The sequence below is a fragment of the Massilia sp. UYP34 genome (assembly GCF_056279385.1).
Window position 1 is genome coordinate 365222 of record NZ_JBWBRF010000001.1, and the last position, 16548, is coordinate 381769.

The 16548-nt window shown below is 67.4% G+C and carries 13 protein-coding genes; 9 read left to right on the plus strand and 4 right to left on the minus strand.

Annotated elements, in window-relative coordinates; all coding sequences use genetic code 11:
- The first annotated feature begins 16 nt into the window (after nt 1–16).
- The 6 genes from ACZ9AQ_RS01625 to ACZ9AQ_RS01650 are packed head-to-tail and all read left to right on the plus strand — an operon-like array spanning nt 17 to nt 7890.
- On the plus strand, nt 17–901 hold the full coding sequence (locus tag ACZ9AQ_RS01625) for an XrtA system polysaccharide deacetylase (RefSeq protein WP_429201269.1): 885 nt from the start codon (nt 17–19) through the stop codon (nt 899–901).
- Nucleotides 898–1995, plus strand: a complete 1098-nt coding sequence (locus tag ACZ9AQ_RS01630) for a FemAB family XrtA/PEP-CTERM system-associated protein (protein WP_429201267.1) — start codon at nt 898–900, stop codon at nt 1993–1995. The genes ACZ9AQ_RS01625 and ACZ9AQ_RS01630 overlap by 4 nt, the downstream gene beginning before the upstream one ends.
- Before the next feature lie 4 nt (nt 1996–1999).
- Complete coding sequence (locus ACZ9AQ_RS01635; protein WP_429201265.1) at nt 2000–3193, plus strand: TIGR03087 family PEP-CTERM/XrtA system glycosyltransferase; 1194 nt, start codon at nt 2000–2002, stop codon at nt 3191–3193.
- Nucleotides 3184–4767, plus strand: coding sequence for an exosortase A (xrtA, locus tag ACZ9AQ_RS01640; protein WP_429201263.1), 1584 nt, complete (start codon nt 3184–3186; stop codon nt 4765–4767). The genes ACZ9AQ_RS01635 and xrtA overlap by 10 nt, the downstream gene beginning before the upstream one ends.
- An 11-nt stretch (nt 4768–4778) precedes the next feature.
- Entirely contained in the window at nt 4779–5963 is a 1185-nt protein-coding gene (locus ACZ9AQ_RS01645; protein ID WP_429201261.1) for a TIGR03088 family PEP-CTERM/XrtA system glycosyltransferase, read from the plus strand.
- 31 nt (nt 5964–5994) lie between these two features.
- Entirely contained in the window at nt 5995–7890 is a 1896-nt protein-coding gene (locus ACZ9AQ_RS01650; protein ID WP_429201259.1) for an XrtA/PEP-CTERM system amidotransferase, read from the plus strand.
- A gap of 138 nt (nt 7891–8028) precedes the next feature.
- On the opposite strand, the gene ACZ9AQ_RS01655 is transcribed toward ACZ9AQ_RS01650, so the two are convergent.
- The 3 genes from ACZ9AQ_RS01655 to ACZ9AQ_RS01665 are packed head-to-tail and all read right to left on the minus strand — an operon-like array spanning nt 8029 to nt 11292.
- A complete protein-coding gene (locus ACZ9AQ_RS01655; protein ID WP_429201257.1) occupies nt 8029–8913 on the minus strand; it encodes a hypothetical protein in 885 nt (294 codons plus the stop codon).
- A gap of 13 nt (nt 8914–8926) precedes the next feature.
- A complete protein-coding gene (locus ACZ9AQ_RS01660; protein WP_429201255.1) occupies nt 8927–9928 on the minus strand; it encodes an NAD-dependent epimerase/dehydratase family protein in 1002 nt (333 codons plus the stop codon).
- Nucleotides 9928–11292 (minus strand): UDP-glucose dehydrogenase family protein, encoded by a 1365-nt coding sequence (locus tag ACZ9AQ_RS01665; protein WP_429201253.1) that lies wholly within the window; start codon nt 11290–11292, stop codon nt 9928–9930. Before ACZ9AQ_RS01665 ends, ACZ9AQ_RS01660 begins: the two co-directional genes overlap by 1 nt.
- Nucleotides 11293–11569: 277 nt before the next feature.
- Here ACZ9AQ_RS01665 and ACZ9AQ_RS01670 point away from each other — a divergent pair, with 277 nt between their 5' ends.
- Genes ACZ9AQ_RS01670 through ACZ9AQ_RS01680 form a run of 3 tightly spaced genes read left to right on the plus strand, consistent with a single transcriptional unit; the run spans nt 11570 to nt 15280 of the window.
- The gene (locus ACZ9AQ_RS01670; protein WP_429201251.1) at nt 11570–12754 is read left to right on the plus strand and encodes a glycosyltransferase family 4 protein; all 1185 of its coding nucleotides are present in this window, start codon (nt 11570–11572) and stop codon (nt 12752–12754) included.
- Nucleotides 12751–13908, plus strand: coding sequence for a glycosyltransferase family 4 protein (locus tag ACZ9AQ_RS01675; protein ID WP_429201249.1), 1158 nt, complete (start codon nt 12751–12753; stop codon nt 13906–13908). Before ACZ9AQ_RS01670 ends, ACZ9AQ_RS01675 begins: the two co-directional genes overlap by 4 nt.
- Complete coding sequence (locus tag ACZ9AQ_RS01680; RefSeq protein ID WP_429201247.1) at nt 13901–15280, plus strand: putative O-glycosylation ligase, exosortase A system-associated; 1380 nt, start codon at nt 13901–13903, stop codon at nt 15278–15280. The genes ACZ9AQ_RS01675 and ACZ9AQ_RS01680 overlap by 8 nt, the downstream gene beginning before the upstream one ends.
- A gap of 3 nt (nt 15281–15283) precedes the next feature.
- On the opposite strand, the gene ACZ9AQ_RS01685 is transcribed toward ACZ9AQ_RS01680, so the two are convergent.
- Nucleotides 15284–16531: a pyridoxal-dependent decarboxylase, exosortase A system-associated gene (locus tag ACZ9AQ_RS01685; protein ID WP_429201245.1), complete on the minus strand. Its 1248-nt coding sequence runs from the start codon at nt 16529–16531 to the stop codon at nt 15284–15286.
- Nucleotides 16532–16548 lie beyond the last annotated feature (17 nt).

Here is a 16548-nt window from a genome sequence, read left to right on the forward strand (position 1 = left end):
ACTCAGGAACACGGCAATGAAAATGACCGCCCCCGCAGCCCGGCCGCGCCCAGCCCCGGGCGAGAAGATCCGCAATGCAATGACCTGCGACGTCGAAGACTATTTCCAGGTCTCGGCCTTCGCCCCGTACATCGACCGCGCCAGCTGGCCGACCCGCGAATGCCGGGTCGAGGCCAATATGGACCGCATCCTGGCGCTGTACGAGCGCCATGACGTGCGCGCGACCTTCTTCACCCTGGGCTGGATCGCCGAGCGCTATCCCGCCATGGTGCGCCGGATCGTCGCCGCCGGCCACGAACTGGCCAGCCACGGCTACGGCCACCTGCGCGCCTCGGACCAGAGCCGCGCCGAATTCGACAACGACATCAGGTCAAGCAAGGCGCTGCTGGAAGACATCGGTGGCCAGGCCGTGGTGGGCTACCGTGCGCCGAGCTTCTCGATCGGCCACGCCAACCTGTGGGCGCTGGACGCGCTGCACGACGCCGGCTACAAGTACAGCTCGAGCATCTATCCGATCGCCCACGACCACTACGGCATGCCGGACGCGCCGCGCTTCGCCTTCTACCCGAACGGCCCGGACGGGCTGCTCGAAGTGCCGATCACCACGGTCAAGATGGCGGGCCGCAACCTGCCGGCCGGCGGCGGCGGCTATTTCCGCCTGCTGCCCTACGCCCTGTCGCGCTGGATGATGGAAAAGGTCAACCGCGAGGACGGCGAGCCGGCCCTGTTCTACTTCCACCCGTGGGAAGTCGATCCCGGCCAGCCGCGCCCCGAGGGCCTGGGCGCCAAGGCGCGCTTCCGCCACTACGTCAACATCGACCGCATGGAGCGCCGCCTGGAACAGCTGGCGCGCGACTTCAAGTGGGACCGCATGGACCGTATCTTCCTGGACAAGCCATGAACTCGATCATCGAAGCGGCGCAGGCCAAGCGTGCCATGCCCGCCACTGCGGCAAGCGCGCAGACCGTGCGCCTGATGCAGCCGCAGGATTGCGCGCGCTGGGACGCTTTCGTGCGCGCCTGCCCGAGCGCCACCTTCTTCCACCTGTCGGGCTGGCAGAAGGTCATCGAGCAGTCGTTCGGCATCAAGACCTGGTTCTACTTCGTGGAACAGGACGGCCAGATCCAGGGCGTGCTGCCGTTGGCCGAGATCAAGAGCCGCCTGTTCGGCCACTCGCTGGGCGCGATGCCGTTCTGCGTCTACGGCGGCGTGGCCGCGCTCGACGACGGCGCGCGCCTGCTGCTCGACGAAGCGGCCGACGCCCTGGCCAGGAAGCTCGGCGTGGGCCACCTGGAATACCGCGGCATGCAGCGCGCCCATCCGGGCGACGCTTCCTGGCACACCAAGGAACTGTACGTCACCTTCCGCAAGGAGATCACGGGCGACGACGAGACCAATATGAACGCCATCCCGCGCAAGCAGCGCGCCATGGTGCGCAAGGGGATCAAGCTGGATTTGCGCGGCGTGGTCGAGGACAACGTCGACCGCATGTTCGAGGCGTATGCCACCAGCGTGCTGCGCCTGGGCACCCCGGTGTTCCCGAAAAAATACTTCGCCCTGCTGCAGCAGACCTTCGGCGACGAGTGCGAGGTGCGCACCATCCTGACCTCCGACGACCGTCTGGTGGGCTCGGTGCTGTCGTTCTACTGGCGCGACGAAGTGGTGCCCTACTACGGCGGCGGCACCGATCTGGCGCGCTCGGTGGCCGGCAATGACTTCATGTACTGGAACCTGATGCAGGCGGCCGCCGCGCGCGGCTGCCGCATTTTCGATTTCGGCCGCAGCAAGCTGGGCACCGGCGCCTACGACTTCAAGAAGAACTGGGGCTTCGTGGCCGAGCCGCTGCCGTATGAATACAAACTCTACGCCTCGACCCAGCTGCCGGACAACAATCCGCTGAACCCGAAGTACCAGCTGTTCATCAAGATGTGGAAGAAGCTGCCGCTGCCGGTGGCGAACTTCCTCGGTCCCTACATCGTGCGCAACCTGGGGTAATGCCGTGCAAGACCTGCTGCTGCTGATCCACCGCATCCCCTACCCGCCCAACAAGGGCGACAAGATCCGCTCGTACAACCTGCTCAAGCACCTGGCGCGCGACTACCGGGTGCACCTGGCCACTTTCGTCGATGACGCCGACGACTGGCAGCACGTGCCCAAGGTCGAGGCGATGTGCGCCAGCAGCCATTTCGCGGCCCTGAATCCCCTGCTGGCGCGCGTGCGCAGCCTGGGGGCGCTGGTCAAGAACCGTTCGCTGTCGCTGGACTACTATCAGGACGCGGGCATGGCGCGCTGGGTCGAGCAGACCGTGGCCGCGCACGGCGTCAAGCGGGTGCTGGTGTTCTCGTCGGCGATGGCGCAATATGCCGACCGCGTGCGCGACGCGCGCCGCGTGATCGACTTCTGCGACGTCGACTCCGACAAGTGGCGCCAGTACGCCGACAAGAAGTCGTGGCCCATGAGCTGGCTGTACCGCCACGAGGCGCGCCAGCTGCTGCGTTACGAGCGCCAGGTGGCCAGCCAGTACGACGCCTCGCTGTTCGTCTCCAAGCCCGAGGCCGACCTGTTCCGCCAGCTGGCGCCCGAGAGCGAGGCCCGCATCGGCCACTTCAGCAACGGGGTCGACACCGACTATTTCTCGCCCGAGCACGATCTGGCCAGCCCCTATGCCGCGAACGAGCGGGCGCTGGTGTTCACCGGCGCCATGGACTACTGGCCCAACGTCGACGCCGTGCAGTGGTTCTGCGACGACGTGTTCCCGGCCCTCTGCGCGCAGGACCCGGCGCTGCGCTTCTACATCGTCGGCTCGCGCCCCAATCCGCAGGTGCAGGCGCTGGCCCAGCGCGCGGGCGTGACCGTCACCGGCACCGTGCCCGACGTGCGGCCCTACGTCCGCCACGCCACGGTGGCGGTGGCGCCGCTGCGCATCGCGCGCGGCATCCAGAACAAGGTGCTCGAGGCGATGGCGATGGCGGTGCCGACCGTGGTCTCGCCGCAGGCGCTGGAAGGCATCGACGCCGTGGCCGACCGCGAATTGGCGGTGGCCGACGGCGCCCCGGCCTGGGTCGCGACCCTGGCGGCGCTCCTGGCGCGCGACAACCGGGACATGGGCCGCGCCGCACGGGCGCGGGTCGAACATCATTACAGCTGGCCGAGCAACCTGGCCTGCATCGAGGAGCGACTGGAATGCTCGTGAACCCATCCAAGGACCTGGCCGGCGCCACGCCGCGCGCCGCCACCGCCCCGCTGGCGCCCGCGAGCGCCATGCTGATCGCGCTCGCCCTGCTGGCGCCCTTCTTCCTCTACCTCGGCACCGCCGGGTCGCTGGTGGCGATCTGGAACAGTTCCGAGACCTTCGCCCATGGCTACGCCATCCTGCCGATCAGCCTGTGGCTGATCTGGCGCCGGCGCGCGGTGTTCAACGCCGTACCGGCGCGCCCCTGGGCCCCGGCCCTGCTGCTGCTGGCCATGCTGGGCGCCGGCTGGCTGCTGGCGCGCATGGGCGAGGTTCAGGTGGTGATGCAGTATGCCTTCGTCTCGATGTTCCCGGTGATCGCGCTGGCCATGCTGGGCCCGCGCCTGGCGGGCTCGCTCGCCTTTCCGCTCCTGTTCCTGCTGCTGGCGGTGCCCTTCGGCGAAGTCTTCGTCGGCCCCTTGATCAACCTCACCGCCGACTTCACGGTGTGGGCGGTGCAGGCCACCGGCATCCCGGTGCTGCGCAACGGCACCCGCTTCGAGCTGCCGACCGGCTCCTGGTCGGTGGTGGAAGCCTGCAGCGGCGTGCGCTACCTGATTTCCTCGTTCACCCTGGGCTGCCTGTACGCCTACCTGACCTACCGCTCGCTGTCCAAACGACTGCTGTTCGTGGTGGTGTCGATCGTGGTGCCGATCGTCGCCAACGGCCTGCGCGCCTACATGATCGTGATGATCGGCCACATGTCGGGCATGGAACTGGCCACCGGCGTCGACCACCTGATCTATGGCTGGGTGTTCTTCGGCCTGGTGATGCTGCTGATGTTCTGGGTCGGCAGCTTCTGGCGCGACGACGAGCCTCCGGTCGCCGCTGCTGCCGTCCCGTCCGCGACCCCGGCGATGACCACCGGCCTCGCATCTGCTCCGGCTTCGGTAGGCCGCATGGCGGCCATGTGCGCCGCCGTGGTGGCGCTCACCGCCGTATGGCCGGGCTTCGCGCGCTACAACGACGCCGCCAACCTCAATCCGCAGCCGGTCCAGCTGTCCACGGTGGCGGTGGGCTGGCCGCAGGTGGCGCCGTTCTCCGACTGGACCCCGCGCTGGGTCGGTCCGGATGCGACCTACCGCGCCACTTTCCGCAACAGCGAAAGCATGCCGCCGGTCGCGCTCGACATCATGTATTACCGCAACCAGCGCAACGGCAAGGCCCTGATCAGTTCCGTCAACACCCTGGCCGCCTCGGACGACGCCTGGCACGCCGTCGGCGGCGCGCTGCGCAGCGAAACACTGGACGGCCAGCCGCTGACCCTGCGCGAGACGCGTCTGAACGGTCCGACCGGCCAGATCCTGGTGTGGCAGTGGATGGCGATCGACGGCCACCTGACGGCCAACAACTACGTCGGCAAGCTGCTGCAGGCCCAGGCCAAGCTGCGCTTCCGGGGCGACGACGGCGCCGTGGTGCTGCTGTCGGCGCCGGTGCGCGACAATCCGGAAAGCGCGCGCGCCGCCCTGCGCGCCTTCCTGGCGGGCCAGGGCCAGGCGGTCACGCGCGCGCTGGACCATGCGCGCAACCATTGACTGGGGGCGCGATGCATAGCGAGCTGTCCGTCCTGACCCTCCAGCGCCCCCTGGTCGTGCACCTGGTCTATTCGCTCGACGTGGGTGGCCTGGAGACGCTGCTGGTCGACTGCATCAATCGCTTGCCGCCGGAGAAATACCGGCATGCGGTCGTCTGCCTGACGCGTTACTCCGATTTCGCCCAGCGCATCACCCAGCCCGGGGTCGAGCTGTTCGCCCTGAACAAGCCGCCCGGCAACGGCCTGCAAGTGCACCGCGACTTCTGGAAGCTGATGCGGCGCCTGCGTCCGGCCATCCTGCACACCTACAACCTGGCGGCGATGGAGTTCTGCTTCACCGCGGCCATGGCCGGGGTGCCGGTGCGGATCCATGCCGAGCATGGCCGCGACGCCGCCGACCCGCATGGCCTGAACCCGAAGCACAACTTCCTGCGCCGCCGCCTGGCGCCGTTCATCGACCGCTATATTCCGGTATCCGATGACCTGCAGCGCTGGCTGGCCGACGTGGTCGGCATCCCGGCCGCGAAGAATCACCTGATCAAGAACGGGGTCGACACCGAGCGCTTCAAGCCGCGCGGGCACGCCGTCACCGCCGCGCCCTGGGGGCCGGACGACATCGTGATCGGCGCCGTGGCGCGGGTGCAGGACGTCAAGAACCACCGCGGCCTGGTGGCCGCTTTCGCCCTGCTGCGCGAGCGCCTGCCTTCCTTGCGCGAGCGCCTGCGCCTGACCATCGTCGGCGACGGCCCGCTGCTGGGCGCGATCCGCGAGCAGGTGGCACAGGCCCGCCTGCAGGACGTGGTCTGGCTGCCCGGCGCCCGCGCCGACGTGGCCGAGCTGCTGCACGGCTTCGACGTGTTCGCCCTGCCCTCGCTGGCCGAGGGCACGCCGGTGTCGCTGCTCGAAGCGATGGCTTGCGCTCTGCCGTCGGTATGCTCGAACGTGGGCGGCATCCCGGAAGTGGTCGTCGACGGCGTGCACGGCATGCTGGTGCCGGTCGATGTGGAGGCCCTGGCCGACGCGCTGGCGCGCTACGTGCAGGACCCGGCCCTGATGGCGCGCCACGGCGCCGCCGCACGCGCGCGCATCGAAGAGAAATACAGCATGGCCGCCATGCTGCGCGCCTATATGGCGCTGTACGACGGCCTGGCCGCGCGCAAGGCGCCGACCCGGCTGCGCCAATCCATGAATACCTAAATAATCTACATTAAGCAGGAAGTGAACCAGCATGTGCGGAATCGTCGGCATTTTTGATACCCAGGGAACACGCGAGATCGACCGCGCGGCGCTGGGCCGCATGAACGAGAGCCAGCATCACCGCGGCCCGGACGAAGGCGAGCTGTATCTGGAAACGGCGCTCGGCATGGGCCACCGCCGGCTGTCGGTGATCGACCTGGCCAGCGGCCAGCAGCCGATCCGCAACGCCCAGGGCGACGTGGTGATGGTGTTCAATGGTGAGATCTACAATTACCGCGCGCTGCGCGACGAGCTGGTCGCGCTCGGCTTCGCCTTCCGCACCAAGTCGGACACCGAGGTGCTGCTGCATGCCTACCAGGCCTGGGGCCAGGACTGCCTGCAGCGCCTGCGCGGCATGTTCGCCTTCGCCATCTGGGATAAAAAGAAGCAGACGCTGTTCCTGGCGCGCGACCACCTTGGCGTCAAGCCGATGTTCTACGCGCTGCTGCCGAACGGCCTGTTCGTGTTCGGCTCCGAGCTGAAGTCGATCATGACCCACCCCGAACTGTCGCGCAAGCTCAACCCGCGCGCGGTCGAGGATTACTTCGCCTTCGGCTACGTGCCGGAACCGCGCACCATCTTCCACGGCGCCTTCAAGCTGGCGCCGGGCCACCGCATCACGTTGCGCGTGGGCGATGCGGCGGTCAAGCCGGAGCAGTACTGGGACCTGTCGTTCCAGCGCGCGCCGCAGCGCCCGATGCAGGAAATCGAACAGGAACTGACGGCGCGCCTGCAGGAATGCGTGCAGAGCCAGATGGTGGCCGACGTGCCGCTGGGCGCCTTCCTGTCGGGCGGCGTCGATTCGAGCGCGGTGGTGGCGATGATGGCGCAGCAGAATCCCGACTCGGTCGTGACCTGCTCGATCGGCTTCGACGACCCCGAATACGACGAATCGAAGTATGCCAGCGAAGTGGCGACGCGCTACCGCACCACCCACCACGCCCAGGTCGTGGACAAGGACGACTACGGCCTGATCGACACCCTGGGCCGGCTGTACGACGAACCGTTCGCCGACAGCTCGGCGATCCCGACCTACCGCGTGTGCCAGCTGGCGCGCAAGCACGTCACGGTGTCGCTGTCGGGCGACGGCGGCGACGAGAGCTTCGCCGGCTACCGCCGCTACCGCTTCGCGATGGCCGAGCAGCGCGTGCGCGACAAGGTGCCCGCCGGCCTGCGCAAACCCGTGTTCGGCACGCTGGGCAAGCTGTATCCAAAAGCCGACTGGGCGCCGCGCATGTTCCGCGCCAAGACCACCTTCGAGGCGCTGGCGCGCGACACGGTGGAGGGCTACTTCCATGGCGTGTCGCGCATGCCGGACCGGATCCGGGCCCAGTTGTTCTCCGATGCGTTCAAGCGCGAACTGCAGGGCTACGGGGCGATCCAGGTGTTCCACGAGCACGCGGCCAATTCGCCGACCGACGATCCGCTGTCGCTGATCCAGTACCTCGACTTCAAGACCTGGCTGCCGGGCGACATCCTGACCAAGGTCGACCGCGCCAGCATGGCGCACTCGCTCGAGGTGCGGGTGCCGCTCCTGGACCATACCTTCGTCGACTGGGCCTCGACCCTGCCGCCCGACATCAAGCTGGGTGGCGGCGAAGGCAAGTACATCTTCAAGAAGTCGCTCGAGCCGTTCCTGTCGCACGACGTGCTGTACCGCGCCAAGAAGGGCTTCTCGATCCCGCTGGCGGCCTGGCTGCGCGGCCCGCTGCGTGAGAAGCTGCGCGCGGCGGCGCTGTCGCCGCTGCTGCTCGACACCGGCATGTTCAACGAGCGCTTCCTGCGCGAGATGGTCGAGCAGCACATCGCCGGCAGCAAGGACTACAGCACCCCGCTGTGGTCGGTGCTGATGTTCGAAACCTTCCTGCGCGTGAGCGCCACGGCCTGAACAAAAAATTGAGCCCCTGAACAAAAAAAGAGCCCGCGGTTCGATGAACCGCGGGCTCTTTTTCTTTTTCGAGGGCTGTGTTTCGGCTGCGTTTCTTGCGGTGTTCCTGCGCTGCGTTGCCGGGCGACGGCCGCACCGTCAGCGCAGCGAGCGCGCGGCCCGGTCCAGATACCATTTGGCGATCGATATCCAGCGCTTGCGGGTCTGGCGCAGCCAGGCGCGCGGCGGCTTGATTGGATGCCACAGCAGGTCTTTTTGCGGGCCGGCGCACAGGCGGATGTTCATGGTGCCGAAGCTGCCGCTTTTCTCGAAGCCATCGTTGGCGACGCCCTGATAGCGCTTGTTGCGGTCTTCCTCGGCCACGAACTCGCCATTGCCGCCGAAGTCGACCACGCTCATGCCGCCGTGCTTGAGGATGGTGGCCCAGGCGTTCTCGCTGTGCGCGTTCCAGCCGGCGCGGTAGTAGCGGTCGATCAGGTCCAGCGCCGGTCCGCTGATGCGGTAGAAAGTCAGGAACACCAGCCAGCTGCTGGCGGGCGTGACGGCGGCGTCGGGCGCGCGCAGCATCGACGCATACGTCCAGCCATCGTAGCCGCGCGCCAGGTGCGCCGCCAGCAGGTCGCCCTGGCGGCGGTCCAGCCCGGCGAACAGGGCGTGGACGTCGCCCGAGTATTCGACGTCGTCCTCGACCACCCAGTATTGCGCGTACTGCGGCTGCGCGCGCCGGAACAGCAGCGGCGGCAGGTCGCAGTTGCCGGGAATGAGCTTGAACGGACGCGCCGCGCCCTTGACCGGGTAGCCGAGGGTATCCATGGCGTCCGGCCCGTAGATATGGTGCTCGATCTCGATCCCGTCCAGCACCACGCGCCGCACCTCGGTCTTCGCCGACGGCGTGTACGAGATGGCGGCGAAGCGGCACTGCGGTCCGAGTTTCAGGAAGGCGGCGCGAAAACGCAACAGGCGTTTGCGCACCGCGGCCGGGTCGGTGGTCTGGAACAGCAGGATCTGCGGCTGGTCGTTCATGCGCGGCTCCTGCCTATTTGCGTCCCGGCGCCCAGTCGCGGTACCAGGCCCAGAAACTGGCCAGGCCGGTCGCCAGCGGCGTGGTCGGCGCGAAGTCGACCCAGGCCTTGAGCTTGTCGATCGAGGCGTGGGTGGCCGGCACGTCGCCCGGCTGCATCGGCAGGAATTCCTTGCGCGCCTCGATGCCCATCGCGCCTTCCAGCGTCTGGATGAAGTCCAGCACCCGCACCGGGTTGTGGTTGCCGATATTGAACACCGTGTGCGGCGCGCCGCTGGCGGTAGCGTCGGCCGGGGTCGGCTTGAACAGCAGGCGCACCACGCCTTCGACGATGTCGTCGATATAGGTGAAGTCGCGCGTGAGCAGGCCTTCGGCAAACACGGGGATCGTGGCGCCGCGCGCCATCTTCTCGGCGAAGCTGAAATAGGCCATGTCGGGCCGGCCCCAGGGGCCGTAGACCGTGAAGAAGCGCAGGCCCGTGGCCGGCAGCTTGAACAGGTGGCTGTACGAGTGCGCCATCAGCTCGTTCGACTTCTTGGTGGCGGCGTACAGCGAGACCGGCGCGTCGACCTGGTCGTCCTCGCTGAACGGCACCTTGGCGTTGGCGCCGTACACGCTGCTGCTGCTGGCGTACAGCAGGTGGTCGATCTTGCCGTGGCGGCAGGCTTCGAGGATGTTGCCGAAGGCGACCAGGTTCGACTGCACGTAGGCGGCCGGGTTCTCCAGCGAGTAGCGTACCCCGGCCTGGGCCGCCAGGTGCACCACCAGGGTCGGGCGCTCGCGTTCGAACAAGGCCGCGACCTGGGCCGCATCGCTGAGCTCCACCGTGTGGCAGGGCACGCCGGCGGGCGCAAGCAAGGCCACCACGCGGTCGTGCTTCAGGCGCGGATCGTAGTAGTCGTTGAAGTTGTCGCAGCCGACCACCTGGTGGCCCATGGCCGCCAGACGCGTCGCCACGAAGCTGCCGACGAAGCCGGCGGCGCCCGTGACCAGGATGCGCTGGGTGCCAGTGATCATCAGGCGGCCTTCCGGCTGACGCGGCCGATGCCTTCGTAGGCCAGGCCGGCTTCGGCGACTTCCGCCGGATCATAGATGTTGCGGCCGTCGAAGATGGCCTTGCCGCGCAGGGTCTGGGCCAGGTAGCGGAAGTCCGGCGCGCGGAATTCCTTCCATTCGGTGACCAGCACCAGCACGTCGGCATCGTTCACCGCGGCGGTGGCCGAGCTGCAGATGGTCAGCATCTCCTCGACGCGGGCAGCGCCGTGGTCGCGCTCGAGCACGCGCAGCGCTTCGCTGCTGGCCACCGGATCGTAGGCGCGCACGCGGCAGCCGGCGGCGAACAATTCCTTCAGCAGGATCAGGCTCGGCGCTTCGCGCATGTCGTCGGTGTTCGGCTTGAACGACAGGCCCCACAGGGCGATCGTCTTGCCGTTCAGCTGCTCGACGCCGCCATAGAAGCGCGACAGCTTCTTGAACAGCACGTTCTTCTGGTTGTCGTTGACGCGCTCGGTCGCTTCCAGGATGTGCAGGGTCTGCTCGTGGTCGGCGCCGGTCTTGACCAGGGCTTTCACGTCCTTCGGGAAGCAGGAGCCGCCGTAGCCCATGCCGGCGTACAGGAACTGCGAGCCGATGCGCGGGTCCAGGCCCATGCCGTGGCGCACCGCCTCGATGTCGGCGCCCAGTACTTCGGCCAGGTTGGCCAGCTCGTTCATGAAGCTGATGCGGGTGGCCAGCATGGCGTTGGCCGCGTACTTGGTCAGTTCGGCGCTGCGCACGTCCATCTCGACCAGCTTTTCGTGATTGCGGCTGAATGGCGCGTACAGCTGGCGCATCAGGCGGGTGGCGGTGGCGTCGTCGCTGCCGACCACGATGCGGTCGGGACGCATGAAGTCGTCGATCGCCGCGCCCTCTTTCAGGAATTCGGGATTGCTGACCACCGAGAACGCGACCTTGCTGCCGCGCTTGTCGAGTTCGCCCTGGATCGCGGCGCGCACCTTGTCGGCAGTGCCGACCGGGACGGTCGACTTGTCGACCACCACCACCGGCGCCTCGATGCGCTGGCCGATCGAACGGGCGGCGGCCAGGATATGGGTGAGGTCGGCGCTGCCGTCCTCGTCGGGCGGGGTGCCGACCGCCAGGAACACGCATTCGGCGTGCGCCATGGCTTCGTCGTAGCTGGTCGAGAACAGCAGGCGGCCGGCGGCCGCATTGCGCTCGACCATGGTGTCCAGGCCCGGTTCGTGGATCGGGATGACGCCATTCTTGAGCATGGAAATTTTTTCGTCATTGACGTCCAGGCACAATACCGTGTTGCCGACGTCGGCGAAACAAGCACCCGAAACCAGGCCGACATAACCGGTGCCAATGATAGTGATCTTCATAGTTTTCTTGGAGGAGGAAGTAGTAAAGAAGGAGGAACCGGGCAAGCGCACGGTGAACTTGGGCTATTTTTCCACAGAACTTAAGAAACTTGCCACACGTTAAACAAATGCCGCGACTGAAAGTTGAATTATAGTATCATGGTTGTCAAAAATTTATGTATTTTGTGTCAATCGTGCTTCCGTTTGGAAAAAAATTTCGCATAATCACTACATTGCATTTTTACAAAATAATTCCAGGGCCCGAGCCTGGCCTCTCCAGCCCCGTGACCAGCACACCATGAAGCTACTTACCTTCAGTACCCTGTACCCGAACTCCGAACAGCCGAACCACGGCATCTTCGTGGAGACCCGGCTGCGCTACCTGATCGCCAGCGGCCAGGTCGAATCGCGCGTGGTCGCGCCGGTCCCCTGGTTTCCACTCAAGGGCGCGCGCTTCGGTCATTACGGGACCCTGGCCAAGGTCCCGCGCCGCGAGACCCGCAACGGGCTGCAGGTCACCCACCCACGCTACCTGGTGGTGCCGAAGCTGGGCATGAACTACACGCCCTATACACTGGCGCGCGCGGCGCGCAAGGACATCGGCCGCATCCTCGACGAGGGCTACGATTTCGACGCCATCGACGCCCACTATTTCTATCCGGACGGCGTCGCCGCCGTCATGCTCGGCAAGTATTTCAACAAGCCGGTCGTCGTGACCGCGCGCGGCACCGACATCAACCTGATTCCGCAATTCGACCAGCCGCGCCGGCTGATCCTGCAGGCGGCGCGCGAGGCAGACGGCATCATCACCGTGTGCAATGCGCTGAAGGACGAAATGGTGCAGCTGGGGGTAGCGCCGGATAACATCACGCCGCTGCGCAATGGCGTCGATCTCGAACGCTTCCAGCCGATGGACCGCGCCACCGCGCGCGCCACCGTGGGCCTGGTCCCGGGACGGTTCACCCTGCTCTCGGTCGGCCTGCTCGACCCGCGCAAGGCGCACGACCTGATCATCCGCGCCCTGCCCCGGCTGCCGGACGTCGACCTGCTGATCGCCGGCATCGGCCCGGAAAGGAAGAACCTGGAACAGCTGGCGCGCGAGCTCGGCGTCCAGGACCGCGTGACGCTGCTCGGCGCCGTGCCGCAGACCGAACTGAAGAACTACTACAATGCCGCCGACGCGCTGGTGCTGGCTTCCAGCCGCGAGGGCTGGGCCAACGTGCTGCTCGAGGCCATGGCCTGCGGCACGCCGGTAGTGGCGAGCAATGTGTGGGGCACGCCGGAAGTCGTCGCCGCCCCCGAAGCCGGCGTGCTGATGCCCGAGCGGACCCCGGAGGGCCTGGTGCGGGCGCTGGGCCAGCTGCGCGCCGCCTATCCCGAGCACGCAGCCACGCGCCGCTATGCCGAGAACTTCGGCTGGCAACCGACCACCCAGGGTCAGATCGACCTGTTCCAATCCATCATGGCGAGAAAAGCCGCGTGAAAATCCTCTACCACCACCGCACCCGTTCCAAGGATGGCCAGTACGTCCACATCGAGGAAATGATCCGCGCCCTGCGCGCGCAGGGGCACGACGTCGTGATCGTGGCGCCGCCCAGCGCCGAGACCGAGTCGTTCGGCTCGGACGCCGGCCCGGTCGCCTGGCTCAAGCGCCACCTGCCGAAGACCTTCTATGAAGTGATGGAATTCGCGTATTCGCTGGTGGCCTACCGGCGCCTGGCGAAGGCGGTCCGGCAGCACCGTCCGGACGTCCTGTACGAACGCTACAACCTGTTCCTTCCTTCCGGCGTGTGGGTGGCGCGCAAGTTCGGGCTCCCGATGCTGCTGGAAGTGAACGCGCCGATCCTGGAAGAGCGCGCGCGCTACGATGGCCTGGCCCTGACGAAGCTGGCGCGCTGGTCGCAGGCCTATGCCTGGCGCAATGCCGACATGGTGCTGCCGGTCACGAAGGTGCTGGGCGACATCGTCCAGTCCTACGGCGTGCCGCCCGAGCGCATCGAGGTGATTCCGAACGGGATCGACCCGGAGCGCTTCGCCGGCGCCCCGGACGTGATGGCCGCCAAGCGCGCGCTGGGCCTGGAGGAATACCTGGTGCTCGGCTTCACCGGTTTCGTGCGCGACTGGCACGGCCTGGACAAGGTGATCGACCTGATCGCCCAGGATCCGCCGCAATCGCGCCGCCACCTGCTGGTCGTCGGCGACGGCCCGGTGCGCGCCGACCTCGAAAAGCAGGCGCGCACGCTCGGCATCGAGCACCGGGTCAAGTTCACCGGCATCGTCGGGCGCGACGACGTGGCGCGCCACGTGGCCGCGTTCGACATCGCACTGCAGCCGGCCGTGGTCAAGTATGCCTCGCCGCTCAAGCTGTTCGAGTACCTGGTGCTGGGCAAGGCCATCGTCGGCCCGGACCAGCCGAACATCCGCGAGATCCTCAGCCCCGACCACAACGCGGTGCTGTTCGACCCCGAAGTCCCGGGCGGCCTGGCCGGCGCGGTCAAGCGCCTGTGCGACGACGTCGCGCTGCGCAACAAGGTGGCGGCCAATGCGCGCGCCGCCATCGAGGAGCAGCAGCTGACCTGGGGCGCCAACGCGCGCCGCGCGGTGGCCCTGTTCGAGAGGCTGCTCAAACGTGCGTGACCTGATCCTGCTGTTCGCCCTGGTGGCGATCATCCCCTTCATCTTCAAGCGCCCGGTGGTGGGCGCCCTGGCCTATTGCCTGGTCAGCCTGATGAATCCGCACCGCATGACCTACGGTTTCGCCCAGACCTTCCCGTTCGCCATGATCCTGTGTGTCGTCACCCTGGTCGCGATCGTGCTGTCGAGGGAGCAGAAAAAGCTTCCGCTGTCGCCCCCGGTCTGGATGCTGCTGATCTTCTTTTCCTGGATGACGCTGTGCACCGTGTTCGCCCAGATGCCGAGCGCGGCCTGGAGCGACTGGGACCGGTTCAGCAAGATCATGCTGATGGTGATCGTCACGATCATGACGGTCCGCACCCGCAAGGACGCGCAGGCGCTCGCCTTCGTGGTGGCGATCTCGCTCGGCTTCTGGGGCTTCAAGAGCGGGCTGTTCGTCATCTTCAGCGGCGGCGGCGAAGGCCTGCTCGGTCCGCGCGCCAGCTTCATCAGCGACAACAACACGCTGGCGCTGGCGCTGGTGACGATCACGCCGCTGATGGTCTACCTGGTCACCCAGGTCCACACCAAGTGGCTCAAGCGCGGCGTGCTGGCCATTGCCGCGCTGACCGCGCTGGGTGCGATCGGCTCCTATTCGCGCGGCGCCCTGCTGGGCGCCTTCGTGATGGGCTTCTTCCTGTGGCTCAAGTCGCCCTACAAGGCCAGGCTCGGCCTGGTGTTCATGCTGGTCGTGCCACTGGTGCTGCTGGCCATGCCCGAAGAATGGATGGGCCGGATGCACACCATCCAGACCTACCAGGAAGACGCCTCGGCGACCGGCCGCATCAACTCCTGGAAGTTCGCGGTCAACATCGCCAACGAATTCATGCTCGGCGGCGGCCCCAACGTGTTCTCGCCCTACATGTTCATGTTGTACGCGCCGGAGCCGGAACGCTACTACGACGCCCACAGCATCTACTTCCAGATCCTGGGCGAGCTGGGCTACATCGGCCTGGTCATCTTCCTGGTCATGTTCGCGGTGGCCTGGCGCACCGGCTCGCGCGTGATCCGCTTCTGCCAAGGCAAGAAAGACCTGGCCTGGGCCCTGATGCTGGCCCGCATGTGCCACGTCAGCATGATCGGCTACCTGACCGCCGGCGCCTTCCTGACCCTGGCGTACTACGACCTGATCTATTATGTGATCGCGATCCTGATCACCCTCGACAAAGTCCTGATCCGCGCGCCGCAGAAGGACGACATCCCGCCGCTGCGCCACCCGCTGCTGGATCGCCTGGCGCAGCGCTTCCTGGGCCGGCCGCCGGCGGCGCAGGAAGGCGCGCCGCCGGGCGCCCCCGCGGGCCAGACCGACGCCAAGCTCCAGACGCGCGTGCGCTGAACCTCAGACCAGCACTTCCAGCGCCGGCGGATGGCCCAGGAACATCGCCGGGCTGGCGCTGGCGCCGTAGGCGCCGGACTGGAACACCACCACCAGGTCGCCGATGCGGGCGTGGGCCAGCGGCATGCGCTCGGCCAGGATGTCGAGCGGCGTGCACAGCGGGCCGGTGGCCGAGGCCGGGCCGCTGTCGGGCGCATCGCCCCGCGCGTTGATGCGGTTGCCCACGACGACCGGATAATTCTTGCGGATCACCTGGCCCAGGTTGCCCGATGCGGCCAGGTGGTGGTGCATGCCGCCGTCCAGCACCAGGAACACCTCGCCGCGCGAGACCTTGCGGTCGATCACGCGCGTCACGTAGATGCCGGCCTCGCCCACCAGGTAGCGTCCCATTTCCAACGCCAGGCGCGCCTGCGGCAACGCCGCGGCCAGGCGCGGCAGCCAGGCGGCCAGGTGCTCGCCCATCGGCGCCGGGTCGATGCGCTGCTCGCCCGGGAAATACGGGATCCCGAGGCCGCCGCCGATGTTCACGTGGCGCACCGCGAGCGGGCTGTCGCCGGCCAGCCGCATGGCCAGCTCGATGCTGTGCGACTGGGCTTCGAGGATCGCGTCCAGGCGCAGGCTCTGCGAGCCGCTGAAGATATGGAAGCCCTGGAAATCCAGCCCCAGGCTCGCCACTTGCCCGAGCAGGGCCGGCGCCAGCTCGGCGTCGATGCCGAAGGGCTTGGCGCCGCCGCCCATCTTCATGCCCGAGGATTTCAGCTCGAACGCCGGATTGATGCGCAGCGCCACGCGCGGCGTGATGCCGGTCGCGTCGCCGATGCGGGCAATGCTGGCCAGCTCGTGCCCGGATTCGACATTCAGGCATGCGCCGGCGGCGATCGCCTGGCTCAGTTCCGTCTCCAGCTTGGCCGGGCCGGCAAAGCTGATCCGCGCCGGATCCTTGCCGGTGTCGAGCGCGGTGCGCAGTTCCGCGCCCGACGCCACGTCGAGGCCGTCGACCAGCCCTGCCATGTGCTGCACCAGGGCCGGCATCGGATTGGCCTTGATGGAGTAATGCAGCGCAACCTGCGGCGGCAGCACCGCGCGCAGGCTGGCCACCCGGGCCGTGCACAGCGCGCGGTCGACCGCGAAGAACGGTGTGCGGCCGACGCGCTGCGCCAGCCGGGTGAGCGGGATGCCGCCGACCTGGAGGACGTCGTCGACCACCGGGAAGTGGATCTGGGGTGCGTGCTGGGGCTTGGTGCCGGTCATGAGCGTGCGGAGCAAAA

Coding starts and splice junctions, on each gene's coding strand:
- ACZ9AQ_RS01630 (WP_429201267.1), top strand. CDS start 898: ATGAACTCGATCATCGAAGCGGCGCAGGCCAAGCGTGCCATGCCCGCC.
- ACZ9AQ_RS01650 (WP_429201259.1), top strand. CDS start 5,995: ATGTGCGGAATCGTCGGCATTTTTGATACCCAGGGAACACGCGAGATC.
- ACZ9AQ_RS01685 (WP_429201245.1), bottom strand. CDS start 16,531: ATGACCGGCACCAAGCCCCAGCACGCACCCCAGATCCACTTCCCGGTG.
- ACZ9AQ_RS01625 (WP_429201269.1), top strand. CDS start 17: ATGAAAATGACCGCCCCCGCAGCCCGGCCGCGCCCAGCCCCGGGCGAG.
- ACZ9AQ_RS01655 (WP_429201257.1), bottom strand. CDS start 8,913: ATGAACGACCAGCCGCAGATCCTGCTGTTCCAGACCACCGACCCGGCC.
- ACZ9AQ_RS01645 (WP_429201261.1), top strand. CDS start 4,779: ATGCATAGCGAGCTGTCCGTCCTGACCCTCCAGCGCCCCCTGGTCGTG.
- xrtA (WP_429201263.1), top strand. CDS start 3,184: ATGCTCGTGAACCCATCCAAGGACCTGGCCGGCGCCACGCCGCGCGCC.
- ACZ9AQ_RS01665 (WP_429201253.1), bottom strand. CDS start 11,292: ATGAAGATCACTATCATTGGCACCGGTTATGTCGGCCTGGTTTCGGGT.
- ACZ9AQ_RS01660 (WP_429201255.1), bottom strand. CDS start 9,928: ATGATCACTGGCACCCAGCGCATCCTGGTCACGGGCGCCGCCGGCTTC.
- ACZ9AQ_RS01670 (WP_429201251.1), top strand. CDS start 11,570: ATGAAGCTACTTACCTTCAGTACCCTGTACCCGAACTCCGAACAGCCG.